The 23,739-nt window shown below is 73.7% G+C and carries 19 protein-coding genes and 2 tRNA genes; 2 read left to right on the top strand and 19 right to left on the bottom strand.

All coding sequences use genetic code 11. The features are described from left to right. Nucleotides 1-283: 283 nt before the first annotated feature. From ACMA1D_RS02920 to ACMA1D_RS02875, 10 genes are all read right to left on the bottom strand, one after another. Nucleotides 284-356 (bottom strand) — tRNA-Ala (locus ACMA1D_RS02920). A 459-nt stretch (nucleotides 357-815) separates the two neighbouring features. Continuing rightward, the gene (locus ACMA1D_RS02915) at nucleotides 816-1,049 is read right to left on the bottom strand and encodes a hypothetical protein (protein WP_176161576.1); all 234 of its coding nucleotides are present in this window, start codon (nucleotides 1,047-1,049) and stop codon (nucleotides 816-818) included. Between the two features lie 3 nt (nucleotides 1,050-1,052). Further along, the gene (locus ACMA1D_RS02910; protein ID WP_414722258.1) at nucleotides 1,053-1,316 is read right to left on the bottom strand and encodes a hypothetical protein; all 264 of its coding nucleotides are present in this window, start codon (nucleotides 1,314-1,316) and stop codon (nucleotides 1,053-1,055) included. Nucleotides 1,317-1,926: 610 nt separating this feature from the next. Further along, a tRNA-Ala gene (locus ACMA1D_RS02905) sits at nucleotides 1,927-1,999 on the bottom strand. Between the two features lie 108 nt (nucleotides 2,000-2,107). Beyond that, on the bottom strand, nucleotides 2,108-2,761 hold the full coding sequence (locus ACMA1D_RS02900; RefSeq protein ID WP_414722506.1) for a histidine phosphatase family protein: 654 nt from the start codon (nucleotides 2,759-2,761) through the stop codon (nucleotides 2,108-2,110). Continuing rightward, nucleotides 2,758-3,201, bottom strand: a complete 444-nt coding sequence (rsfS, locus tag ACMA1D_RS02895; RefSeq protein WP_414722257.1) for a ribosome silencing factor — start codon at nucleotides 3,199-3,201, stop codon at nucleotides 2,758-2,760. The genes ACMA1D_RS02900 and rsfS overlap by 4 nt, the downstream gene beginning before the upstream one ends. A 347-nt stretch (nucleotides 3,202-3,548) precedes the next feature. Further along, a complete protein-coding gene (locus ACMA1D_RS02890) occupies nucleotides 3,549-5,987 on the bottom strand; it encodes a LytR C-terminal domain-containing protein (RefSeq protein WP_414722256.1) in 2,439 nt (812 codons plus the stop codon). Between the two features lie 10 nt (nucleotides 5,988-5,997). Continuing rightward, complete coding sequence (nadD, locus tag ACMA1D_RS02885; RefSeq protein ID WP_349996804.1) at nucleotides 5,998-6,609, bottom strand: nicotinate-nucleotide adenylyltransferase; 612 nt, start codon at nucleotides 6,607-6,609, stop codon at nucleotides 5,998-6,000. A gap of 43 nt (nucleotides 6,610-6,652) precedes the next feature. Then, nucleotides 6,653-6,820, bottom strand: coding sequence for a hypothetical protein (locus ACMA1D_RS02880; RefSeq protein ID WP_414722255.1), 168 nt, complete (start codon nucleotides 6,818-6,820; stop codon nucleotides 6,653-6,655). A 159-nt stretch (nucleotides 6,821-6,979) separates the two neighbouring features. Next, on the bottom strand, nucleotides 6,980-7,171 hold the full coding sequence (locus ACMA1D_RS02875) for a hypothetical protein (protein ID WP_349996802.1): 192 nt from the start codon (nucleotides 7,169-7,171) through the stop codon (nucleotides 6,980-6,982). Nucleotides 7,172-7,265: 94 nt separating this feature from the next. On the opposite strand from ACMA1D_RS02875, the gene ACMA1D_RS02870 reads away from it, so the two are divergent. Next, entirely contained in the window at nucleotides 7,266-8,459 is a 1,194-nt protein-coding gene (locus ACMA1D_RS02870) for a M48 family metallopeptidase (RefSeq protein ID WP_414722254.1), read from the top strand. A gap of 69 nt (nucleotides 8,460-8,528) precedes the next feature. Here ACMA1D_RS02870 and ACMA1D_RS02865 read toward each other — a convergent pair whose 3' ends face one another. From ACMA1D_RS02865 to proB, 5 genes are all read right to left on the bottom strand, one after another. Next, complete coding sequence (locus ACMA1D_RS02865; RefSeq protein ID WP_414722253.1) at nucleotides 8,529-9,785, bottom strand: hypothetical protein; 1,257 nt, start codon at nucleotides 9,783-9,785, stop codon at nucleotides 8,529-8,531. Nucleotides 9,786-9,860: 75 nt separating this feature from the next. Next, complete coding sequence (locus ACMA1D_RS02860) at nucleotides 9,861-10,541, bottom strand: hypothetical protein (protein WP_414722252.1); 681 nt, start codon at nucleotides 10,539-10,541, stop codon at nucleotides 9,861-9,863. Between the two features lie 235 nt (nucleotides 10,542-10,776). Beyond that, complete coding sequence (locus ACMA1D_RS02855) at nucleotides 10,777-12,060, bottom strand: glutamate-5-semialdehyde dehydrogenase (protein WP_414722251.1); 1,284 nt, start codon at nucleotides 12,058-12,060, stop codon at nucleotides 10,777-10,779. A 71-nt stretch (nucleotides 12,061-12,131) separates the two neighbouring features. Further along, nucleotides 12,132-12,545, bottom strand: coding sequence for a hypothetical protein (locus tag ACMA1D_RS02850; RefSeq protein WP_414722505.1), 414 nt, complete (start codon nucleotides 12,543-12,545; stop codon nucleotides 12,132-12,134). Nucleotides 12,546-13,051: 506 nt separating this feature from the next. Next, nucleotides 13,052-14,167, bottom strand: coding sequence for a glutamate 5-kinase (proB, locus tag ACMA1D_RS02845; RefSeq protein ID WP_414722504.1), 1,116 nt, complete (start codon nucleotides 14,165-14,167; stop codon nucleotides 13,052-13,054). Nucleotides 14,168-14,845: 678 nt separating this feature from the next. On the opposite strand from proB, the gene ACMA1D_RS02840 reads away from it, so the two are divergent. Further along, the gene (locus ACMA1D_RS02840) at nucleotides 14,846-16,972 is read left to right on the top strand and encodes a hypothetical protein (protein WP_414722250.1); all 2,127 of its coding nucleotides are present in this window, start codon (nucleotides 14,846-14,848) and stop codon (nucleotides 16,970-16,972) included. 308 nt (nucleotides 16,973-17,280) lie between these two features. Here ACMA1D_RS02840 and obgE read toward each other — a convergent pair whose 3' ends face one another. The 4 genes from obgE to ACMA1D_RS02820 form a co-directional block, all read right to left on the bottom strand. Next, nucleotides 17,281-18,717, bottom strand: a complete 1,437-nt coding sequence (gene obgE, locus ACMA1D_RS02835) for a GTPase ObgE (protein WP_414722249.1) — start codon at nucleotides 18,715-18,717, stop codon at nucleotides 17,281-17,283. Between the two features lie 210 nt (nucleotides 18,718-18,927). Beyond that, nucleotides 18,928-19,182: a 50S ribosomal protein L27 gene (gene rpmA, locus ACMA1D_RS02830; RefSeq protein ID WP_349996973.1), complete on the bottom strand. Its 255-nt coding sequence runs from the start codon at nucleotides 19,180-19,182 to the stop codon at nucleotides 18,928-18,930. A gap of 14 nt (nucleotides 19,183-19,196) precedes the next feature. After that, nucleotides 19,197-19,517: a 50S ribosomal protein L21 gene (gene rplU, locus ACMA1D_RS02825; RefSeq protein WP_349996974.1), complete on the bottom strand. Its 321-nt coding sequence runs from the start codon at nucleotides 19,515-19,517 to the stop codon at nucleotides 19,197-19,199. A gap of 570 nt (nucleotides 19,518-20,087) precedes the next feature. Then, nucleotides 20,088-23,739 (bottom strand): Rne/Rng family ribonuclease (locus tag ACMA1D_RS02820; protein ID WP_414722248.1); only part of this gene is annotated, 3,652 nt, incomplete at its 5' end.

Genomic DNA, 23,739 nt, shown 5'->3' with positions numbered 1-23,739 from the left:
GCGCGCGGACCACGCCTGGCATCGTCCGGTCGCCCCGCATGACCCCATGCGTAACGCTTCGCCCCGTACGTCCTCGGGCCGTACGGCTTCGCCCCGTACGCTCCGGCGCAGGGCCCCGCCCCGTACGTCAGGTCGCCCATCAGCAGTGCGCCGAACCACTCAGGCTCGCGCCGGGCCGCGCCCCTCACCCCGCTCGCTCCGCGCCCGCGCGGCAAAGGCGAGCACAAACGACGAAAGCGACCCGGTCCGCATATTCCACGGACACAGATCGCTTTCGGTTCTGTGGAGCTAAGGAGAATTGAACTCCTGACCTCCTGCATGCCATGCAGGCGCTCTACCAACTGAGCTATAGCCCCATATTGCTTTCCGCTCCGGTTCCCCTCGGCGGCATCGCCTACATTACACGGACGGGCTGGGCTTTGGCCAAATCAATGGTCGGGGGCCGGCCCGACGGGCCGTCAGCGAGGTGAGGCGGGGGTGCGGTCGCGGCCCGGTTCGCCACCGGGCGGGCCGGCTGTTCGTAGGCCCGCTGGCCGTGATCACCGCAGGTCAGCGCCGTACCGACGGCGCGAAGCGCACCGCCGCCGGCCAGTCACGATCGCGATCGTGACTGCGATTGCGACGGACTCCGCGGAGGGCCGCGGACCCCGCCCGCGGCCCCGGCCCCACCACCGCCGCGCGCATAAGCACCGCCGACCCAGCACCAACGACTCAGCACCATCGGCGAGCACGCCGTGGGCAAACAGCGCCGCCCGCGGGCGAATCAACAGCGCCCCGGTCCGCGTAACTGCTGCGGACCGGGGCGCTGGAGAAGGCTAGGCGGTGGCGAACGAGTAGAAGCGTTTGAGCGTGCAGTGCTCGTCGAGCAGCCGCCCATAGATCGGTTCGCCTTCGAGTTCGCGGTAGGTCTCGATGGGGTCGCCCTTTATGATCAGCGCCCGCGCGCACTCGACGCACCAGTACTGATAGTCCGCATTGAGCGGCTCCATGTCGCGGACGATCGGCGTGCCGCTGCCGCACCAGTCGCATTTCCGGCTGTGCGCACCCATCAATCAGCTCCAGCTATGGCCGCAGGCCGTGCACACATAGGAGATCCCGCCGTTGTCGCCCAGCACTTGCGCCACGTGCGCCGAGCCGCAGGCCGGGCACTGCAACACCGTGACGTCCCTTGTCGTGGACCGCATTCCGCCGGGCGTCGCGGCACGGGAACCGGCGGCGTACGCGCGTGGCGCGGCGTACTCCAGCAGTCCGTCATGTTCCTGTGCTTCGGCGATCTCCAGCAGGTGACTGACCTCCTCCAGGATTCCGGTCGGCATCGCACCGCCCCTCCCATCGGCACCGTCCCCTCGCGGCGCCCCCGATTCTGTCATGGGACGGCGCACAGGTCAGCGTCACGGCCACAGCCCGATCGCGGCGGTCGCGCAGCGCGCCGTGCACGCCCGGGCCGCTGGAGCGGTGCGGACGGGGGCGGTGGGGCGGTACGGGGCTCGTCTGCCGGGCGGCCTTCGACCCCTCGAACGAGCGGGGGCCGGGCCCGGACCGGCAGGGCCGACGGACCTCAAGCCCGGGCGCCCCGCCGGCCGCCGCCGAACGTCCACCGCGCCGCACCGGGGCGCCAACTCCCTTGCCCCGCAAGGCCCGTGCACCACCGGCCCACCGGCACGCCAGGCACTCACCGGCCCCGTGGGCCTCATGCGCCCCAAAGTTCGGCGGGGAGCCGACCCCCTGGCGGAGACCGGCGGCAGAGGGCTGCGTACGCGCGAGGGGACGGGGACGGGGCGTTCCCGCGTCGGTGCGGCCGGCTCCCCCACCGGGGTGCGCAGGGCCGCACCGGGCGACATCCCCGCCCCTAGGGAAAGGCCGAGCAAAAACAACGAAAGCGACCCGGCCCGCGTATTCCGCGGACACAGATCGCTTTCGCTTCTGTGGAGCTAAGGAGAATTGAACTCCTGACCTCCTGCATGCCATGCAGGCGCTCTACCAACTGAGCTATAGCCCCGCTGTTCCTTCGTGGAGGTGAACCCGTTTCGTTGGGCTCACTTCCGTTCCGTGAACGAGCAGAAGCTTAACCGGTGACCTGCCCAAACGCGAAATCCGCCGTCGGAGGTCAGTCGTCGTCGCCGAGGACCGGCTCGGGGAGGGTGCCCGCGTTGTGTTCGAGCAGGCGCCAGCCGCGGGCGCCCTGGCCGAGCACGGACCAGCAGCAGTTGGTGAGGCCGCCGAGGGACTCCCAGGTGTGCGGGTCCAGGCCGATGAGGCGGCCGATGGTGGTGCGGATGGTGCCGCCGTGGCTGACCACGACGAGAGTGCCGTCCTCCGGCAGCTTCTCGGCCATGGCCTGCACCAGCGGGGCGGCCCGGTCGGCCACCTCGGTCTCCAGTTCGCCGCCACCGCGCCGCACCGGCTCGCCGCGCTTCCACGCGGCGTACTCGTCGCCGTAGCGGGCCATGATCTCGTCGTGCGTCAGGCCCTGCCAGACGCCCGCGTACGTCTCCCGCAGCGCGGCGTCGTGCATCACGTCAAGGCCGGTCACCGCGGCCAGCTCGGCCGCGGTCGCGGCGGCCCGGCGCAGGTCGGAGGCTATGATCGCGTCCGGCTTGAGCGCCGCGAGCAGCCGGGCCGCGCGCCGGGCCTGGGCCAGGCCGGTCGCGGTGAGCTCGATGTCCGTGGAGCCCTGGAAGCGGCGCTCCAGGTTCCACGCAGTCTGGCCGTGTCGCCACAGGACGACACGGCGCCCCCGTCCCCCACCTGAGCCGCTCAGCGGAGCTCACCGTCCAGGTCGTCCTCGTCCGCCGCCTTCGCCTTGGCGTGCTCGGCGGCCTTGCCGTGGGTGGCGAGCGCGTCGGCGGGCAGGTCGAGCTGCGGGCAGTCCTTCCACAGCCGCTCCAGCGCGTAGAACACGCGCTCCTCGCTGTGCTGCACGTGCACCACGATGTCCACGTAGTCGAGCAGCACCCAGCGGGCGTCGCGGTCGCCCTCGCGGCGCACCGGCTTGGCGCCGAGCTCCTTGCTCAGCCGCTCCTCGATCTCGTCGACGATCGACTTGACCTGGCGGTCGTTCGGCGCCGACGCGAGCAGGAAGGCGTCGGTGATCGCCAGTACGTCGCTGACGTCGTAGGCGATGATGTCGTGCGCGAGCTTGTCGGCCGCCGCCTGAGCGGCGGTCTTGATGAGCTCGATGGAGCGGTCCGTGGCGGTCACAAGCAGGGCTTTCCGGTCGGCGGAGCCCCCGTGCTGGGGCAGGGGGCGGGTGACTCAAGGGTCTCACGCCCCACCGACACTTCCGCCAGCCTTTTGTTCGCCGCCCGGCCGGGCCACACCGCCGGACCGCGCTGGGCTCCCGCCGGTCCGTACCACCAAGCCACACCGCCGGGCCGCGCTGGGCTCCCGCCGGTCCGTACCACCAAGTCACACCGCCGGGCCGCAGTGGATTCCCGCCGGGCCGCACCGGCAGGTCCCGGCTGGCCCCCGCGAGGCCACGCCGCCGGGCGTCCTGCCTTCCCGCCGGGCCCTGCCCGGCCTCCCGCCGGGCCGGCCCGTGCCGCGGCTCAGCCCGATCGGCCGGCGAAGTCGCTGCCGAGCACCACCGTGACGTCCGCGTTGGCCGCGCCCTTGCCCTGGGACACGGCGCTCTCGGGCAGGCCGAGGGTCGCGGCGACCTGCTTGGCCTGGTCGGCGTGTGCGGCGTCCGCGTAGGTCACCCGGGAGGTGGCCTCGGTGCTCGCACTGCCGCCAGCGACCACCGTGAAACCACCGTTGACCAGCGCGACCTGGGCGGATCCCGCCTTGGCCTCATCGCCCGTGGCGTTGCGCACACTCACCCGCGGCGCGCTGCTCGCCCCGTCCTCGGGCTGTTTGACGGAGCCGCCGAGCACGTCCTTCACCACGTTCTCGGACGCCGCGTCGCTGAGCGTGCCGTCCGGCTGCACGGCGAGCAGTTCGGTGGCGTACGAGCCGTCGTCGGCGCGCTGGGCGAGGCCCGCGAGCGAGGCGCCGAGTTGCTTCTCGGAGAGCGAGGGGTCGGGGATCTGGGCGAGCTGTTCGACCGTGCTGGTGGCCTTGCCCGGGTCGGTGGAGATCTTGTCGAGCACCGCCCGCATGACCTGGCCGAACCGAGCGAGCTGCTTGTTCTGGTCCTCGCTCGGCTCGCGGTGGGTGGCGTAGGCGACGGCGCCCTGCCCCGTGAGCTGCGCCCCCTTGCCGCGCTTGACCAGCGGGTCGTCGCCCTCCTTGGCGCCGGGCACGAGCACGTCGGTGTCCACGGTGATCCCGCCGACGAGTTCGACCAGGTTCTCCAGGTAGGGCGTGTCCAGTCGCCAGGTGCCCTGGATGTCGGAGCCGAGCAGGGCGCTGAGGGCGTCCTTGGTGCCGCCGGCGCCCTCGCTCTCGACGGCGTTGCCGAGGGTGGTGGTGCCGTTCTCGCCGGGCACGGCGAGTGCGTTGGGGAGCAGGACGGTGCTGCCCTTCTTCGTCGTGGCGTTGTCCACGAGCAGGATGCTCGAACTGCCGCCGCCCTTGGTCTCGCGCAGGTGGACGACGATCACCTGACGGCGCTGCGCACCGCCCGCGCTCGCGCTGTCCTCGCTGCTGCTCGACATGCCGGGCAGCTTCTCCGCGTACCAGAGGTAGCCCACGCCACCGCCGACAAGCAGGGCGAGCGCGGCGCCGCCGGCGATGAGCCTGGTGCGCAGTTGGCGCTTGCGCTCGTCGCGGCGCTCGGAGCGGGTCTCGGCGAACTTCAGCCAGTCGATGACGTCTTCGGACTCTTCGTCGGGCTCCTCGATGAAGGAGAACTGTTCCGTGCGGTAGTCCTCGCCCGGCGCGTCCGCCGGCGCGTCCCCGGCCCGTGCGCCGTCGGCCGGTGCCGGCTGCTGCTGCCCGGCCCGGCGCTGGCCGGTCCCGGTCTGCTGGTCGGTCGCCTGCTGCGGCTCGGCCCGGCGCCCGGTCGGCCGGGCGCCGTCGGTGGCCTGCGGCTGCTGCCCGCGCTGAGCGCGCCGTGACCTGGACCGGCCCGGCGCGGGTTGCTCGGCGCCGGCGGGCCCGGAGGCCGCGGGTCCGGAGGCGAACGGTCCAGAAGCGAGCGATCCCGGGGCGGCGGGCCCGATCCCACCCTGCCCGGCCTCGCTCTGGCCGGTGCCGCCCGGTCCCGCGCCGGCCGGCCCTGCGGGCGCCTGTTCGGGCGTGGCCTGGCGGGGCACCCTGCGGTGGGTCGAGGTCCGGGGCGCGGCCGGTTCGGCCGCCGCGTAGCCGTCCTGCCGGGGCTGTGGGAACGCCCCGGGCTGCGCCGGGTCGCCGCCGGGCCCCGGCGCGTACGGCCGGACCGCCGCGGGCTGGGCGTCGGTCGCGGGCGCGCCGGCGCCGTACGGGGCGCCGGGCCCGCCGTGCTGCCCGAAGTCCTGGCCCTGGTGTCCCGCGTGGTGCTGGGGCGGCTGGTAGCCCTGCGCCGGGGCGGGCGGGTAGCCGCCGGGGAACGCCCCGTCCTGCCCCGGCCCGCCGGAGCCGGGCTGCACCGCGGGCGGGCCCTGCTGGTGGCCCTGGGGTGGATAGCCCTGGGTGTCGTACGTTCCGGGCTGCTGTCCGCCGCCCTGCTGGCCGGGGAGGTACGGGAGGCCGGTCTGCGCAGCGCCCGGCCCGTACGGGTCGTAGCCGCCCTGGCCCGGTGCGGGCTGCGGGGCGTAGCCGGTCTGGTCCTGCTGCCCGTACGGGGACTCCTGCTGCGGGAACGGCGCCGATGGCGACGGAGCCCCGTGCCGGCCGCCCTGCGGGTAGCCCTGCTGCGGCTGGCCCCCTTGGCCCTGCTGGCCGCCGTAGGCGTCGTAGCCGTAGCCGTCCGGCTGGGGCTGCTGGTAGCCGCCCTGCTGGTAGGTGGGGTAGCCGGGGTCCGCCGGGTACGGGTCGTTCGGCCGGTAGCCGGCGTACGGGTCGCCGGGGGCGTGTGGGTCGCCGGGCCAGTCGTCAGGAGGAGACGGGTCCTGTCGGTCGTTCACCGGTGCCCCTTCAGCCGTCGTCGCGGTACAGCTCGCGCTTGTCGATGTAGCGCACCACGCCGTCGGGCACCAGGTACCAGACGGGATCGCCCTGGGCGACGCGGGCCCGGCAGTCGGTGGACGAGATCGCCAGCGCCGGCACCTCGATCAGCGACACGCCGCCTTCCGGCAGGCCGGCGTCGGTCAATATGTGCCCCGGCCTGGTGACGCCGATGAAGTGCGCGAGCGAGAACAGGTCCGCCGCGTCGTGCCAGGTGAGGATCTGCGAGAGGGCGTCGGCGCCGGTGATGAAGAACAGGTCGGCGTCGGAGTTGCCGGCCCGCAGGTCGCGCAGGGTGTCGGCGGTGTAGGTCTTGCCGCCGCGGTCGATGTCGATCCGACTGACGGAGAACTGCGGGTTGGACGCGGTGGCGATGACCGTCATGAGGTAGCGGTCCTCGGCCGGTGACACCTGCTTGTGGCTCTTCTGCCACGGCTGCCCGGTGGGCACGAACACCACCTCGTCCAGGTGGAACTGTGCCGCCACCTCGCTCGCGGCGACCAGGTGACCGTGGTGGATGGGGTCGAAGGTCCCGCCCATCACGCCGAGCCGCCGCTTCACGGACGCTGTCTGTTCTCCCATGCGTGCAGACCCTACTAAGCGCGCTCGTACCCCGCCGCCGAGGTCAGCGGTCCCGGTTGAAGCGCGTGGTGATCCACAGCAGGAGCAGCAGGACGAAGAGCGCCCCGCCGCCGGTCAGGTACGGGTTGAGGCTGTCGTGTTCGCCACCGTGCTCGCCGCCCTCGGAGGCGAGCGGGGCCAGGGTCGCGTGTGCGGTGTGGAAAGCGGTCATCGTCGGCAGGACCTATCCGGGGCGGTCCCCGTGCCGCACGGCTCGGGGAGGGACGGGCAGAACACTTCCGGCACATCGTATGCGGCGCCGCCGCGCAACCTCACGCCGACTCCGCACGTCTTGTCGACTGTCGGGCTCGGGGCGGGGGTCCGACGGGACTCAGCCGTGCCCGCCCTGGTCCCGATAGCCACGCAGCAGGAACCAGGCGCCCAGGGCCGCGCCCAGGACGCCGACGATGAGCACGGTACGCAAGACCGGCCCGGCGCCGCCGCCGTGCGAGCCGCTGCCCGGGGTGGCGGAGGGCGTGGGGGCGGCGATTACTACGTCGTGCAAGGCAGTGAGGTAGTGCATCACTCCACGGTAGCCACGTCATCCACAGGTCCTAGGGTGGGGTGGGCCGAACGGCATGACGGGCCACGACCAGCAGCCCAACGAGGGGGGCACGATGAGCGACAGCACCACGCACGGCCACGAACATCCGCCGAGCCGCGAGCGCAGGCGGTTCCCGGAGATCTCCTCCCGCGCGTACGAACACCCGGCGGACCGATCGGCGCTGGTGGCGCTGCGGAAGCTGACCGGGTTCGACACCGTGTTCAAGGCCCTCAGCGGCCTGCTCCCCGAGCGGAGCCTGCGGCTGCTGTTCCTGTCCGATTCGGTACGGGTCAGCGACCAGCAGTTCGCCCACCTCAACGACATGCTGCGGGACGCCTGTTACGTCCTTGACCTGGCGAAGGTCCCGCCGATGTACGTCACGCAGGACCCGGACCCGAACGCGATGTGCATCGGCCTGGACGAGCCGATCATCGTGCTGACCACCGGCCTGGTCGAGCTGCTCGACGAGGAGGAGATGCGGGCGGTCATCGGGCACGAGGTGGGGCACGCGCTGTCGGGCCACTCGGTGTACCGCACGATCCTGCTGTTCCTGACGAACATCGCGCTCAAGGTGGCCTGGATTCCGCTGGGCAACGTCGCGGTGATGGCCATCGTGACGGCGCTGCGCGAGTGGTTCCGCAAGTCGGAGCTGTCCGCCGACCGGGCCGGGCTGCTGGTCGGGCAGGACCTCCAGGCGTCGATGCGCGGCCTGATGAAGCTGGCCGGCGGGAACCACCTGCACGAGATGAACGTGGACGCGTTCTTGCAGCAGGCGGACGAGTACGAGGCCGGCGGCGACCTGCGCGACTCGGTGCTGAAGATCCTGAACGTGCTGCCGCGCACCCACCCGTTCGCCACGGTGCGCGCCGCCGAGCTCAAGCGGTGGGCGGCCAGCCGCGACTACCAGCGGCTGATGGACGGCCACTACCCGCGCCGCGGCGAGGACAAGGGCACCTCGGTCAGCGACTCGTTCAAGGAGTCCGCGAACCACTACGCGGACACCGTGCGCAACAGCAAGGACCCGCTGATGGGTCTGGTGCGGGACATCGCGGGCGGCGCCGGCGACCTCGGCGGCAAGCTGCGGGACAGGTTCACCGGCGGGGGCCGGGGCGGCGGGGAGGGCACCGGCGGGTCGGGCGGTGCCGGCTCGCCGGACGCTGACGGCGGGCCGGGCCAGGGCAGCGGGCCGGACGGCGACGGGCCGGGCGGCGGTACGCCGGACGGTGGTGGCCCCACCGGCGGCGGCAGCGGGGCCGGCGGGAGCTGAACCCCGCGACCCAGGGCTCAGCGAAGGCGCGAGCGACGGCGAGAGCTGAAGCCGAGTGCGGGCCCCGGGCTAGCGGGAGCCGACGCCCGAGGGCTGGGCGCCGGGTGCCAGTACCCCGCACAGCGAGTCCGTGGGGCGCCCGGTCGCGTACGGGTTCGTACCGGCCGCGGCGTCCGACGGGGCGCGCTCGCCGGCGAACAGCGGTTGCAGGTGGTCGGAGGCGTCCGCCGCGCAGGTCTGCGGGCCGGCCTGGAGGGCGCTCTCGACCACCTCAAGGTGGTGGTCGCGCAGGTCGTCGCGGTCGAAGCGGAAGCGGGCCGCACGGCGGACCGTGAACAGCGAGTGCGGCCCGGTGCCGGGCACGGCCACCGGGGTCGGTAGCCGGGCCCCGCCGGTGGGCGCGGTGCCGGTCGGCGCGCTGGCCGGTGAGCCGCCCGGGGTGCCCGCGCCCGTACGGCCTGCGTCCGGGGTGCCGGCAGGCCCGGTGGGCTTGGTGTCGGCAGGCCCGTCGGCCGGCTTGGGCGCGCCCTTCGCGGCCCGGCGCAGGGCGTACACGTACGTGTGGTCGGCGACGACCTCCAGGGCCGAGCCGTTCACCTCGCTGACCGTCAGTCGGCCCTGGACGCGCACCGGTTCGTCGGCGAGCGAGACGCGGGCGGGGTCGAAGCGCAGCACCCAGCCGGTGGCGGCGTGCTGCCCGTCGTCGCTCGGGCGGGCCATGCTCGCGTCGAACTGGCCGAGTTGGTCGGGGTCGATGAGCAGCCGCACCAGCCGGGCGTCGCCGCCGGCGAGCGTGTCGGGGTCGAGCGCCGAGTGGACCAGGAACTCCTTGGCCGTGGTGAGCGCCTCCCCCACCTGGTCCTGCGAGAAGTGCGCGGTGCGCTGGGCGGGCGGCAGGGTGATGCCGTCGGCGCCGATCCGGAACTTCTTGGCCGGGCTGTGCGCGTACAGCGAGGCGGCCGGACCGCCCGGCACCTGGCCGCGCGGGGCCAGTGGCACCAGCGTGCTGCGCAGCGGGTCCGCGGCGCGCGTCGCGGTCTGTTCGTACGGGCGCTGCACGCCCATGTACACGGCGGTCGCGAAGGCCAGGGCGATGAGCATGATGACGATGACGGCCTGGGGTGACGCGCCGCTCTTCTCCTTGCGCCGCCAGGGGCGCCGGCTGCGCACGGCCGGCGCGTGGTCGCCGACGCGCTCCTGTGCGGAGAGTTCCTGGAGGCGGGCGGCGCGGACGAAGGACTCGTCGAACACGACGGAGCGGTACTCGTCGTCACCCCCCGAAACGCTCTCGGGTGTCCCGTCCGGGGGGTCTGAAGGCCCGCTCATACCACCAGAGTAGGTCGATGGCGACGAAGATAAACGCCCCGGGGGCCCGACAAGTTCGGACGAAAGCCGACGTCGTCACGGAGCGTGCGAGACGGTCCTCGCGGGCGCCGGGGAGCCGCCGTCCTCGGTGTGCACGGAACGGACGGCGTCCGGCTGGCCGCCAGGCGCGCTGTCCACCTCGGATGTGGCGGGCGAGGGACTCGGGCCCTGCCGGCTGCCGCCACCGCCGGACGCGCCGCGGTAGACGGCGGTGAAGGCGAGCGCGACGACCCCGATGCCCATCAGCACGGCCAGCACCCAGGCGACCGGGCGCTGCCAGTGGGCGTGCCCGCGGTAGGGGCGGCCGGCCTGCCCGTACTTGCCGTACGGGCCGAACTCGTCGTCCGCGTCGAGTTCGTCGGCGAGGCTGCCGTAGCCGTACCTGCCCTCGTGGCGCGGGTCGTCGGGGTCGTGGCCGAACTCGCCGTCCGGCCCGTACCCGTCGTCGTAGAGGTCGTCGTCGGGGGCGCCGCGCCGCTGTCCCGCGCGGGTCGCCTCGGCCTCCGCGCGCGCCTGGGCTGCGGCGAGCATCCGCTCGGCGGCGCTTGGTTCGTGGACCTCGGCGGACCGCACGAAGTCCTCGTCGAAGACCACGGAGGCGAACTCGGCCTCCTCCCCCGCATCGGGTGAGGAAGGACCCGGGTCCGCGGCCCCGTGGTGGTGGTCGTCGGGCTCGTCGCCGTCCGGGAACGGCCTGCCCCCCACGTCGTCCGGCACGCGTCCAGGTTAGCCCTGGGCGGTCGTTTTGGGCAGGGCGGAGCGAAATTCCTGGGGGGAGTCCGGCGCGGTGCTCTGTGCGGTGCTTGACGCGGGGTCCGGAGCAGGGCCCGGCACAGTGCCCGGCGTGGAGTCCGGAGCGCCAGTGCGGTGCCCGGCGGACGGCGCCGGAGCGGGCGGCCGGCGGCGCGGCAGGTCGCTCCCCCCGGGGCCCCGCGCCGCACCGCCCAGCCGGCTACCGTACGTGACCTTCGCCGGTCACCACGTACTTGGTCGAGGTCAGCTCGGGCAGCCCCATCGGCCCCCGGGCGTGCAGCTTCTGGGTGGAGATGCCGATCTCGGCGCCGAACCCGAACTGGCTACCGTCGGTGAAGCGGGTGGAGGCGTTGACGGCCACCGTGGTGGAGTCGACCAGTTGGGTGAAGCGCCGGGCCGCGGCCTGGGCGGTGGTGACGATCGCCTCGGTGTGCCCGGAGGACCAGCGCCTGATGTGCGCGACGGCGGCGTCCAGCGAGGGCACCACGCCGACGGCGATGTCGTACGAGAGGTACTCGGTCGCCCAGTCCTCGTCGGTGGCCGGCAGCACGGTGGCCGGCGAACCGGCCTGCTCGGCGGCCTGCTGCACGGCCGCGTCGCCGTGCACGGTGACGCCGGCCTCGGCGAGCGCGGCCAACGCCAGGGGCAGGAAGGCCGCGGCCACGTCCTGGTGCACCAGCAGCGTCTCGGCGGCGTTGCACACGCTGGGGCGCTGCGCCTTGGAGTTGATGAGGATGCGGACGGCCATCTCCAGGTCGGCTTCGGCGTCCACGTACACGTGGCAGTTGCCGGTGCCGGTCTCGATGACCGGCACCGTGGACTCGGTGACCACGGTCTGGATCAGGTTCGCGCCGCCGCGCGGGATGAGCACGTCCACCAGGCCGCGGGCGCGCATCAACTCGCGGGCGGCGGCGCGGCTTTCGCCGGGCACCAACTGCACCGCGTCGGCCGGCAGCCCGGCCGCGGCGATGGCGTCGCGGGCGACGGCCACCAGGGCGGTGTTGGAGTGGTGGGCGGAGGAGGAGCCGCGCAGCAGCACCGCGTTGCCCGCCTTCAGGCACAGCGCCGCCGCGTCGACGGTCACGTTGGGCCTGGCCTCGTAGATGATGCCGACCACGCCGAGCGGCACCCGCACCTGGCGCAGGTCGATGCCGCCGGGCAGGGTCGAGCCGCGCACCACCTCGCCGACCGGGTCGGGCAGCGCCACGACCTGGCGGACGTCGGCGGCGATGGCCGCCACCCGCTCCTCGGTCAGCGTCAGCCGGTCGACGATGGCGTCGGAGGTGCCGGCCGCGCGGGCCCGGTCGACGTCCTCGGCGTTGGCCGCGACGATCTCGGCGGCCCGCGTCTGGAGGGCGTCGGCGACGGCGAGCAGCGCCGCGTCCTTGGCCGCCCGCGGCAGTGGCGCGAGGAGGGTGGCGGCCTCGCGTGCGCGGCGGGCGGCCCGGATGACCGGCGACATGTCGGATTCGCTGCTGCTCATGCGCGGCATGCTAGCCGCGCCGCCCGCCCCGCCCCCGGCCATCTCGCCCTGCGGGACGGGGCCCCAGCGGGTCAGTACGGGTGCACGCCGACCGGCGATGCCCCCGGGCCCTGGCCCCGGGTGACGCGGTGGTGGTAGGTCTGGCGGTCGATGACTTCCAGGCCGACGATCTCCCACGGCGGGAGCTTGGCCGTCGAGCGGTGCTCGCCCCACAGCCGCAGCGCGAGGGCCGCGGCGTCGTGCAGGTCGCGGGCCTCTTCCCAGTAGCGGATCTCGGCGTGGCCGACGGCGTACCGGCTGCTCAGTAAGAAGGGGTGGTCGTGGGCGAGCTGTTCCAGGCCGCGCCGGACCTCGGAGATCGGGGTCACCGGGCCGGAGACGCTGAGCGTGATGTGCCACATGCGGGTGGTCTCGGGCTCCCGGCCACCGCTGCCGGCTGGTGTGGGGCGGGCCCCGGCGGTCTCGGTGGCCGCCGGCTCCCTCAGGTCCACGCTGACCAGCGTGGGTTGTCCGGGTACGGTCGCGCGGATACGGGCTGGTCCCCCGCTTCGGGGGTGCACCACTGGTCGTCCTTGTCTCACCGACGGCCTCCTGTTACTCGCCGCTTCGCTCGTCCCCCGGGCGAAGCCGTCTGGTGCTTGCACGAGGACGCCTCCGGCATCCCCGTGCAACAAAGTTGACCAGCCCGCGGAGGGTTATGGGGCGGTTTTACGAAAGGTCCTCGGGGAATGGTGGCTCTTTTGCCGCTTTCCCTTCGGTTCGCTTCGACTCCTGGTCCGAGGGTGACGCCCCGCAGGACATCAAGTGGTCTGCTGGTCCGCGCCGTGCGGGCCGCAGGGGCGGCGGGGCGCCTGCGATACGTACGGGCGGCGGGGCGCGGTGCCAGCCGGGCGGGCGCGGGGGCGCACGGGTGGCGGGCTGGTGCGTTCGGGGTGGCGGTGGGGCGTGGGTTCGCGTACGGCGGCGCGTGGGGTTCGCGCGCCGGCGGCGCTCAGTGCGTCAGGACGACCAGGTCATCGCGGTGGACGACTTCGCGCTCGTAGCCGGGGCCGAGTTCGCGGGCCAGGTCCCGCGTGGAGCGGCCGATCAGCCGCGGCACCTCCTTGGCGTCGAAGTTGACCAGGCCGCGCGCCACCGGCCGCCCCGCACCGTCCCGCAGCTCGACCGGATCGCCGGCCGTGAACTCGCCCTCCACCGCGCTGATCCCGGCCGGCAGCAGCGAGCTGCGCCGCTCGACCACCGCTCGTACGGCACCGTCGTCGAGCACCAGCGCGCCGCGCGGCGCGGAGGCGTGCGCCAGCCACAGCAGGCGGCCCCGCGCGCGGCGGCCTGTGCGGTGGAAGAAGGTGCCGGTGGGCCGGCCGAGCAGGGCGTCCGCGGCCCGGCTCGCCGAGGTGAGGACGACCGGGACGCCGGCCGCTGCGGCGATCCGCGCGGCCTCCACCTTGGTGACCATGCCGCCGGTGCCCACGCCCGCCCGGCCGGCGCTGCCGATCGACACCCCGGCGAGGTCGGCCGGCCCGGTGACCTCGGCGATCCGGGAGGTGCCCGGGGTGCTGGGGTCGCCGTCGTAGAGCCCGTCCACGTCCGAGAGCAGGACCAGCAGATCGGCCCTGACCAGGTGGGCGACGAGCGCGGCGAGCCGGTCGTTGTCGCCGAACCTGATCTCGTCCGTGGCCACCGTGTCGTTCTCGTTGACGATCGGTACGGCGCCCATGGCCAGGAGCTGGTCCAGGGTCCGGTAGGCGTTCCGGTAGTGCGCCCGGCGGCTGGTGTCGTCGCTGGTCAGCAGCACCTGACCGACCCGGCGCCGGTAACGCGCGAAGGACGCCGTGTAGCGGGCCACCAGCAGGCCCTGGCCCACGCTGGCGGCGGCCTGCTGCCTGGCCAGGTCGCGCGGGCGCCGGTCGAGGCCGAGCGGGGCGAGCCCGGCCGCGATGGCGCCGGACGAGACCAGCACGATCTGCCGGCTCTCGCCGTGCACCGCGGCGACCACGTCCACCAGTGCGTCCACCCGGTCGGCGTCGAGCCCGCCGGCCGCGGTGGTCAGCGACGAGGAACCGACCTTGACGACGATCCGCCGGGCCGCGACGACCTCTTCCCGCAGTCCGTGGGGGCCGGGTGCGCCGTGCGGGTCCGGCGCCTCGTCCGCGCGCCGCGCCCCACCCCGGGGCCCGTCTCCCGCCTCGGCCCGCGCCGACTCGTCCTGGGTTGCCACGGCCGTCCCCACCTGCCCTCGTGCCCGTCACCGGTCGCCGCCCACCGGCCGCCGCGCCACGGGCGGGGCCGAGCCCGGGAGGCCCCGGGCGGGCGCTGCTGCGCAATGTACGACAGCACGCCCCCGACCCGCCGGACCATTCACCAGCCGGACGCCCGCCCACCGGACCGGAACACTCCGCGGGGCCGCCAGCGGTGGGCGTGCCCGCTGGGCGTGGGCCCGGCGGGAGCGGTACGTGGAGAGGTACGGGGAAGCCACCGGGCCCGCCCCCAGCACGGACACACAGAGAACCCGTACGAGGCGAGCCCCTACCGCAGAGCCCGCAGGACAGGCGTCGGCCCGCGCTGACGCGTCGAACAGTGGACAATTGGCCTGGTTCGCGGCTATTGCTCCTGCGATGGATTGTCACCGGGGCTGGCCACGGCATACCGTCGGTGGTCAAACCGTATCCAGATGCTGTCTCGAAGGTGACGGCACGTGGAACGATCGACCAACTCGCGGTCGCTCCCTCCGCTTCCGTACCTTTCCGTCCGCTTCCGTAGCTCTCCTCTGCCAGGAGCCCACCCCGTGCCCTCTGCCGGAATCGCCCCCCGCCGACTCGTCCAGTTGGCGGCACTGCTCGCGATGATGGTGTTCTTCACCACTCAGCTCATCGGCGCCCTGCTGCCCAACGTGCCGCTCTTCGTCGCCGCCTCGGCGGCGGGGCTCGCCCTCGATCTGTATCTCCAGCACAAGCAGCCAGGGCTGCTCTCGCTGCTGAGCAAGATCCGCTTCGACGCCACGCTGCGGCAGTTGCTGCGCGACATGCTGGTCATGGTCGGGCTGCTGCGCATCGACGGCATCAACCCGACCCACGAGCAGGCCCCGCTCACCGTCGGGCTGCTGCTCTTCTACATCGCGCACTTCGTCTGCCAGGCCCTCGCGGTGCTGATCAAGCGGCGGCGGCTGCTGCCGTTCGTGACCCGCAACATCGACGCGAGCGCGCTGCACCTGACCGCAGCCCCGCCGCGGCTGCTGGCCCGCCAGCCCGCCCGCCGGCTGCTGCGCTTCGCCGTCCCGGCCACCGCGGGCCTGCTGGCCACCGCGGCCACCGAGGACGCCGTGTGGGGCTGGGTCGGTCTCGGCATCGCGCTCGTGCTGTCCTTCGGTGGCGTGCTCTGGCTGGGCACCTGGCTGCTGCCGCGCAAGCGGGCGGTCAGCGACGAGCAGGCGCTGGAGTGGCTGGACGGCTGGCTGGCCGAGTACCAGCCGACGGTCGGCATGTACTTCTCGGGCGGCACGTCCTCCGCGTACCAGGCGAACATGTGGCTCTCCACGCTCGCCGCGCTCGACGGCAAGCCGATCATCGTGCTCCGCGAGCGGTTCATGGTGCAGAAGATCGACGCGACCGACATCCCGATCGTCTGCATCCCCAAGGTCGTCAACCTGATGCGGCTCGAACACTCGACGCTGAAGGTGCTGCTGCACCCGGCGAACTCCGGCAAGACCTCCCAGGTGCTGCGCATCCCCTCGATCAAGCACGCGTTCACCAACCACGGCGAGAGCGACAAGCTCTCCAGTTGCAACCCGTACGCGAAGGTGTACGACGAGGTGTGGGTGGCCGGGCCGGCCGCCCGCGAGCGCTACCAGCTCGCCGACATCGGCGTCGAGGACAAGGACGTGGTCGAGGTCGGCCGCCCGCAGCTCGCCCCGATCGCCCCGTACGCGGGCGCCCCCACCGGCACGTACACGCAGGTGCTGTACGCGCCCACCTGGGAGGGCTGGGACGGCAATCCGGGCAACACCTCGGTCATCCTGGCCGGCGAGAACATCGTCCGTGCGCTGCTCGCCGACCCCGGCGTGCGCCTGCTGTACAAGCCGCACCCGATGACCGGCTCCGTCGACCCCCGCGCGGGCCAGGCCAACGAGCGCATCAAGGCGATGATCGCCCAGGCCAACGTCGGGCGCGGCGGGACGCGGCCCGGGCCCGAGGCGGCTGCCGAGCTGGCGCGCCGGGCCGAGGAGCTCCAGCAGCTCACCACCACCTCGTTCCGGCCCGACACGGACGAGCTGGAGCGGATGCTGCTCCAGGGCGCGCCGGACGGCGACCGGGCCGCGGCCGTGGAGCGTGCGGTCGCCGCCTGGGAGGACGCCTACTGGGCCGCGCTGCCGGAGTGGGAGCACCAGGTCATCACCGGCCCGCGGCCGGCGATCTTCTCCTGCTTCAACCACGCCGACCTGCTGATCTCGGACGTCTCCAGCGTCGTCTCGGACTACCTGAGCAGCGAGAAGCCGTACGCGGTGGCCAACACCAGCGGGATGTCCGAGCAGGAGTTCAGGGACGGGTTCCCGACCGTGCGCGCGGCGACGATCCTCACTCCGGAGGCCGACGGCGTGCCGGCGCTCCTGGACGCCGTCCGGCACCCCGAGCGCGACCCGTACGCGGCCGACCGGGCCGCTCTCAAGGAGCACCTGCTCGGCCCGTCCGACCCGCCGTCGCTGGTGCGCTTCAACCAGGCGGCGCAGGACCTGTGCGCGGCGGCCGACGCCCGCCGGGCCCGGATGGAGGCCCGCGCGGCGGGCGGCTTTCCCGGGCTGACCGACACCGCGGACGCGGCGGCTGCCCTGGCCGCCGACGCCGAGGACGCCCGCCCGGCCGGCACCGCGCCGACCGACCCCGCGGCGAGCGGGTCCGAGAAGACGGCCGGCGTCTGACGCTCCCGGCGCCCGCGGACGGCCTCCGGGTCGCCCCAGGCACCCGCGGGACACCACCCGCGTACGAGAGCCACGTACAGGCGCGTACGCAACACACGAGGCGTACGCAACGTACAGAAAGGGCCCTGGCACAGCATCTGCGCTGTGCCAGGGCCCTTTTGTACGGGCGGCTGTGGGCGGGGCCGGCCGGGCCGCGGAATCCCGCGAGTCGCCGGAGCTGATCCCGGCGGGCCCGGGTAGGGCTCACCGGTTTCAACACGCTGGTTTCAGCACGCCAGGATCAGCGCGCCCGTCGCAGCCCGCCGGGATCAGAACGGGTTGAACTCGTCGAACTCCTGCTCCGCCTCGTCGTGGGCCGCGTCGCGGTCCCTGCGGCGCTGGGCGGCGGGGCGGGGCGCGTCGAAGCGGTGGTCCTCGCCGCGCCGGCCGAGCATCTCGGCGCCGGCGGCCATGGAGGGCTCCCAGTCGAAGACGACGGCGTTCTCTTCGGTGCCGATGGCGACCCCGTCGCCGGCCTTGGCGCCGGCCTTGACCAGCGCGTCCTCCACACCCAGCCGGTTGAGCCGGTCGGCCAGGTAACCGACGGCCTCGTCGTTGTTGAAGTCGGTCTGGTGCACCCAACGCTCGGGCTTCTCGCCCCGCACCCGGAACAGGCCGTCCTCCTCGGCGGTGACCGTGAAGCCGGCGTCGTCCACGGCCTTGGGCCGGATGACGATCCGGGTGGCCTCCTCCTTCGGCTTGGCCGCCCGGGCGGTCCCCACGATGTCGGCCAGCGCGAAGGACAGCTCCTTCAACCCCGAGCGGGAGACGGCCGACACGTCGAAGACCCGGTAGCCGCGCGCCAGCAGGTCGGGCCGGATGATGTCGGCCAGGTCCTGCCCGTCGGGGATGTCCACCTTGTTCAGGACGACCAGGCGCGGCCGGTTCTCCAGACCGCCGTACGCGGCGAGCTCCGCCTCGATGGTGTCCAGGTCGCTCAGCGGGTCGCGCTCGGACTCCAGCGTCGCGGTGTCGAGCACGTGCACCAGCACCGAGCAGCGCTCGACGTGGCGCAGGAACTCCAGGCCGAGGCCGCGGCCCTGGCTGGCGCCGGGGATCAGGCCTGGCACGTCCGCGATGGTGTAGACGGTGGAGCCGGCGGTCACCACGCCGAGGTTGGGCACCAGCGTGGTGAACGGGTAGTCGGCGATCTTCGGCTTGGCGGCCGAGAGCACCGAGATCAGCGAGGACTTGCCGGCGCTCGGGTAGCCCACCAGGGCCACGTCGGCCACCGTCTTGAGCTCAAGGACCACGTCCCCGGCGTGGCCCGGCTCGCCGAGCAGCGCGAAGCCGGGTGCCTTGCGGCGGGCGGAGGCCAGTGCGGCGTTGCCGAGCCCGCCCCGGCCGCCCTGGGCCGCGACGTAGGTGGTGCCCTGCCCGACCAGGTCGGCCAGCACCTCGCCGTTCTTGTCGAGCACGACGGTGCCGTCCGGCACCGGCAGCACCAGGTCGCCGCCGTCCTTGCCGGACCGGTTGCCGCCCTCGCCGGGCTTGCCGTTGGTGGCCTTGCGGTGCGGCGAGTGGTGGTAGTCGAGCAGCGTGGTGATCGACTGGTCCACGACCAGGATCACGTCGCCGCCGCGCCCGCCGTTGCCCCCGTCGGGCCCGCCGAGCGGCTTGAACTTCTCGCGGTGCACGGAGGCGCAGCCGTGGCCCCCGTTACCCGCGGCGACGTGGAGTTCGACGCGGTCCACGAAGGTGGTCATGGGATGTGCCTCCAGTTACCTACGGATGAAGATGTCTGCTGCTGTCTACTGCGTACGAGCGGGTCCGTGCGAACGGCTACGGACCGACAGGTAAATAACACGCGAAAGGCGGACCTTCTTCCCGTACCCGAACTCCAGGGGAGTCCGTACGGGAAGAGAGGTCCGCCTCGCGAAAGAACCGTTACGCGCGGTCCGCCGTGATCCGTGGGATCAGGCGACCGGAACGATGTTCACGACCTTGCGGCCACGGTGGGTGCCGAACTGCACCGCGCCGGCGTTCAGCGCGAACAGCGTGTCGTCACCGCCACGGCCGACGCCCGAACCCGGGTGGAAGTGGGTGCCGCGCTGACGGACCAGGATCTCACCGGCGTTGACGACCTGACCGCCGAAGCGCTTCACGCCGAGCCGCTGAGCGTTGGAGTCGCGACCGTTCCGGGTGGACGATGCGCCCTTCTTGTGTGCCATCTCTCCTCAGTCCCTTACTTCGCGGCCGTCGGGATGCCGGTGACCTTGATCGCCGTGTACTGCTGGCGGTGGCCCTGACGACGGCGGTAGCCGGTCTTGTTCTTGTAGCGAAGGATGTCGATCTTCGCGCCCTTGTGGTGGTCCACGACCTCGGCCTGCACCTTGATGCCGGCCAGCACCCACGGGTCGCTGGTGACCGCGTCGCCGTCGACGACGAGCAGGGTAGAGAGCTCTACCGTGTCGCCAACCTGGGCGGTGGAAATCTTGTCAACCTCAACGATGTCGCCGACAGCAACCTTGTGCTGGCGACCACCGCTGCGCACGATGGCGTACACGCGGATCTCTCTCTCGCTAGTGAACGGGCCCCTGACGCCAGCCGCTCACACGGATCGAAGACCCGCGGAACCGAATGGACGAGCGGCCTCTACCGGGCGACCCGAAGTCGCGCCGGAAGGGAAGTGCTCAGGGGTTTGGCGTACAGACGCCGAAAGTCAAGATTACGCATTGCCTCGCCACAGGGTCAAACCGGCCCCCGCTGGGCACCGACCGGGCGCTGGCAGGGCCCTGACCGGGCGCCGGCCGGGCGCGTCGGGCCATGTCCCGGCCGGGGCGCGGCCCCTGTTGCTGGTCCGACCGTCGGCCCCGCCCGCGCGCCCGCTGCCCCGTACGCGCTGCGTGCCGCCCGTACTCGCCGTGCGCCCCGCGCCTGCCGGTACGTGCCCCGTGCCGCCCCCGTACGCGCTGCGTGCTGCGTGCCGGCCGGTGCGTGCTCCGCGCCGACCCCGCGCCAGCCACCGGGCACGACGGTCGGGCACGGGGCGACGCCGGCGACGGGCCCGGAAACGCGGCGCTTCCCGGGCCCAGGTGGGCCGGGGAGCGCCGCGTCGGGCTGCCGCGGGTGGCGGTCAGTCCTCCGTGCTGGCCGTGACGGTCGGTGCAGCAGTCTGCTCCGCCGCCGCGGTCTTCTTCGCCGCGGCCTTCTTCGCCGTCGTCTTCTTGGCCGCCGTCTTCTTCGTGGTGGCCTTCTTGGCGGCGGTCTTGGTCGCGGTCTTCTTCGCGGCCGTCTTCTTGGCCGGCTTCTCGTCCGCCACCGCGTCCGCAGTGCCGTCGGTGGACTCCGCGTCGACCGTGCCCTCGACGTCCGCCGCCTTGACCGCGGTCTTCTTGGCCGCGGTCTTCTTGGCGGTCGTCTTCTTCGCCGCGGTCTTCTTGGCCGTCGTCTTCTTCGCCGCGGCCTTCTTGGCGGTCTTCTTCGCCGCCGGCGCGGCCTCCGCCTCCTCCGCGACCTCCGCCGCCGGGGCGGCCTCGGCCTGCGGCTCGACCGCGGGAGCGGCCTCCGCTGCGGGCTCGGCGACCGGTGCCACGGCGGCGGGCTCGGCGACCGGCTCGGCCGGTGCCTCGGCCGCCGCGCGGCGCGCGGTGGAGGAGCCGACGACGACCACGGCCGCCTCGGCGTCGGCGGGCGACCCGGCCGGCGCGGTGACCTTGCGCGTCACCCGACGGCGGGTACGCGGCTTCTCCGCCGCCGGCTCGGCGACCGGCTCCCGTACCGGCTCGGCGACCGGCGCGTCCGCGGCTGCCTGGGCCTCCGCGACCGGGGCCGCCGCAGCGGTCTCGACGGCCGGGGCGACGGCCGCCGGCTCGGCGACCGGCTCCGGCTCGACCGGGGCGCTGGGCTCCGCGACCGGCTCGGCGACCGCCACGACCGGCTCCACCGGCTCGGCGGCCGGCTTCGGCGAGCCCGCGGGGGCCGATGCCTTGCGGCTGGCGCGGCGGCGGCCCCGACGGGAGGCGGCCGTGCCGCGCGCCTCGGCGGCGGCGTGCGCCTCCGCGGCACTGCCGAACCACTCCTCGGTGTCCTCCGCCTCGACCTGTGCCGGCTCGGCCACCGCGGCCGGGAGTTCCTCGGCCGCCGCGTGCTCGACCTCGGGCGCGGTCTCGTGGCCGTGGTCGTGGCCGTGCTCGTGGTGGTCGGCGCCGCCCTTCTTCTTCTTGCGCTTGCCGCCGCCACCGCCGCCGATGGAGCTCGGCTGGTCCATGTGGACGATGACGCCGCGGCCGTTGCAGTGCACGCAGGACTCGGAGAAGGACTCAAGGAGCCCCTGGCCGACCCGCTTGCGCGTCATCTGCACCAGGCCGAGCGAGGTCACCTCGGCCACCTGGTGCTTCGTGCGGTCGCGGCCCAGGCACTCCAGGAGTCGGCGCAGCACCAGGTCCCGGTTGGACTCCAGGACCATGTCGATGAAGTCGATCACGATGATGCCGCCGAGGTCGCGCAGCCGGAGTTGGCGCACGATCTCCTCGGCCGCCTCCAGGTTGTTCCTGGTGACCGTCTCCTCCAGGTTGCCGCCCTGGCCGGTGAACTTGCCGGTGTTGACGTCGACCACGACCATCGCTTCGGTCCGGTCGATCACCAGCGAACCGCCGCTGGGCAGCCACACCTTGCGGTCCAGCGCCTTCATGAGCTGCTCGTCGATGCGGTACGTGGCGAACACGTCCACGTCCGACGTCCACTTCTGGAGCCGCTCGGCAAGGTCGGGGGCGACGTTCGAGACGTAGCCGTGGATGGTCTGCCAGGCGCCCTCGCCGCTCACGATGACCTTGGAGAAGTCCTCGTTGAAGATGTCGCGGACGACCCGGACGGTCATGTCGGGCTCGCCGTACAGCAGCGTGGGGGCGTGCGAGCTGCCGCCGTTCTTCGCCTTCTGCTGGATCTCTTCCCACTGGTTCTGCAACCGGGCGACGTCCCGGGTCAGCTCCTCCTCGCTGGCCCCCTCGGCCGCGGTGCGCACGATGACGCCGGCGTCCTCGGGGACGATCTTCTTGAGGATCTGCTTGAGCCGGGCCCGCTCGGTGTCGGGCAGCTTGCGGCTGATGCCGGTCATCGAGCCCTCGGGCACGTACACCAGGTAGCGGCCGGGCAGCGAGACCTGGCTGGTCAGGCGGGCGCCCTTGTGGCCGATCGGGTCCTTGGTGACCTGCACGAGCACGGACTGCCCGGACTTGAGCGCGGTCTCGATGCGGCGCGGGCCGTGGCCCATGCCGAGCGCCTCGAAGTTGACCTCACCGGCGTAGAGCACCGCGTTGCGGCCCTTGCCGATGTCGACAAAGGCGGCCTCCATCGACGGCAGCACGTTCTGCACCTTGCCCAGGTACACGTTGCCGACGTAGCTGGTCGCCTGCTCCTTGTTGACGAAGTGCTCGACCAGGACGTTGTCCTCAAGCACGCCGATCTGGGTGCGCTCGCCGCTCTGCCGTACGACCATGACGCGCTCGACGGCCTCGCGGCGGGCCAGGAACTCGGCCTCGGTGATGATCGGCACCCGGCGGCGGCCCTGCTCGCGGCCCTCCCGGCGGCGCTGCTTCTTGGCCTCAAGGCGGGTCGAGCCCTTGATGGACTGCACCTCGTCGGAGGGCTCGCCGTCCTTGGCGCGGCGCTCCCGCGGCTCCCGGATCTTGATGACCGTGCGCTCCGGGTCGTCCCCGGTGCCGGCCTCCGAGCTGTCGCCGCTGCGCCGACGACGGCGCCGACGACGGCGGCTGCTGCTGGAGCCGCCGCCCCCGGATTCGGCGTCATCGGCGTCGTCGGCGTCCTCGCCGTCGGCGCCTTCCGCGTCATCGGCTGCCGGGGCCGCGGCCCCGTCCGCGCCGGACTCGGCGTCGGCGGCGTGCTCGCCGTGCTCGCTCTCGTGCTGCTCGTCCGCGTCGAGGGCCTCGCCCCGGCGCCGGCGCCGGCCACCGCGGCGGCGACGGCGCGAGGGGCGGTCGCCGCCGTCCTCGTCCGCGGCTTCGCCCGCGTCGGCCTCGTGCTCGGGCTCCGCGACGTCCTCGGCCGCCTGCGCGGCGGGCGCGGGCTCGGGCTCGGCCGGTGCGTCGGCGGTCTGCGGGGCGGCGGTCTCGGCGACCGGCTCGCTCTCCGCCACGGCCCGCCGGCGGCGCCGGCGACGGCTGCTGGTGGCCTGCTCGGCGGCGGGCTCCTCGTCCTCGTACGGCTCGTTGCGGCCCTCGGCCGCAGCCGCAGCGGCGGCGGCCGTCTCGGGCGTCTGGAACATCGGCTCGGTGAAGACCGGGGCCTGGAACATCGCGGTCGGCGGGCGCACCGCACGCCGCCGGCCGCGCACCGGCTCCTGGGTGGCGCCGATGGCGGCGCCGGGCGCGGCAGCGGCCGTGGCACCGGTCGCGGCGCCGGCGGTCTCGGCCGGCTGCGGCTCGGTCTGGCGCGGGGCGCTCGCGGCGGGGGCCGCGGTCTCCTGCTGCGCGCGCTGCCGGGCCCGGCGCGGGGCCGGGGCCTGCTCGGCCACTCGCGGCTGCGCCGCCTCGGTTTGCTGGGGGGCCTGCTGGGGCGCGTGCTCCTGCGGCTCGACGTCGCTGGTCGCCCGGCGTACGGCACGGCGGCGGGTACGCCGCGGCCCGGCCTCGTCGGCGGGCTCGGTCACGGGGCGGGCCTGCGCCGCGGCCGGCTCGACCGGCTGGCTCTCGGCGGCCGGCGCGCGGCCCGCGTCCTGGCCCGCGGCGTCGGCGGCCGGCTCGGTGACGGCGTCGGCGGGCGCGGTGGCC

This window comes from Streptomyces sp. 796.1 (genome assembly GCF_047525675.1).
Classification (GTDB): Bacteria; Actinomycetota; Actinomycetes; order Streptomycetales; family Streptomycetaceae; genus Streptomyces.
Note: the sequence above shows the minus strand (reverse complement) of the source record. Positions and strands in the feature narration are given on the sequence as shown.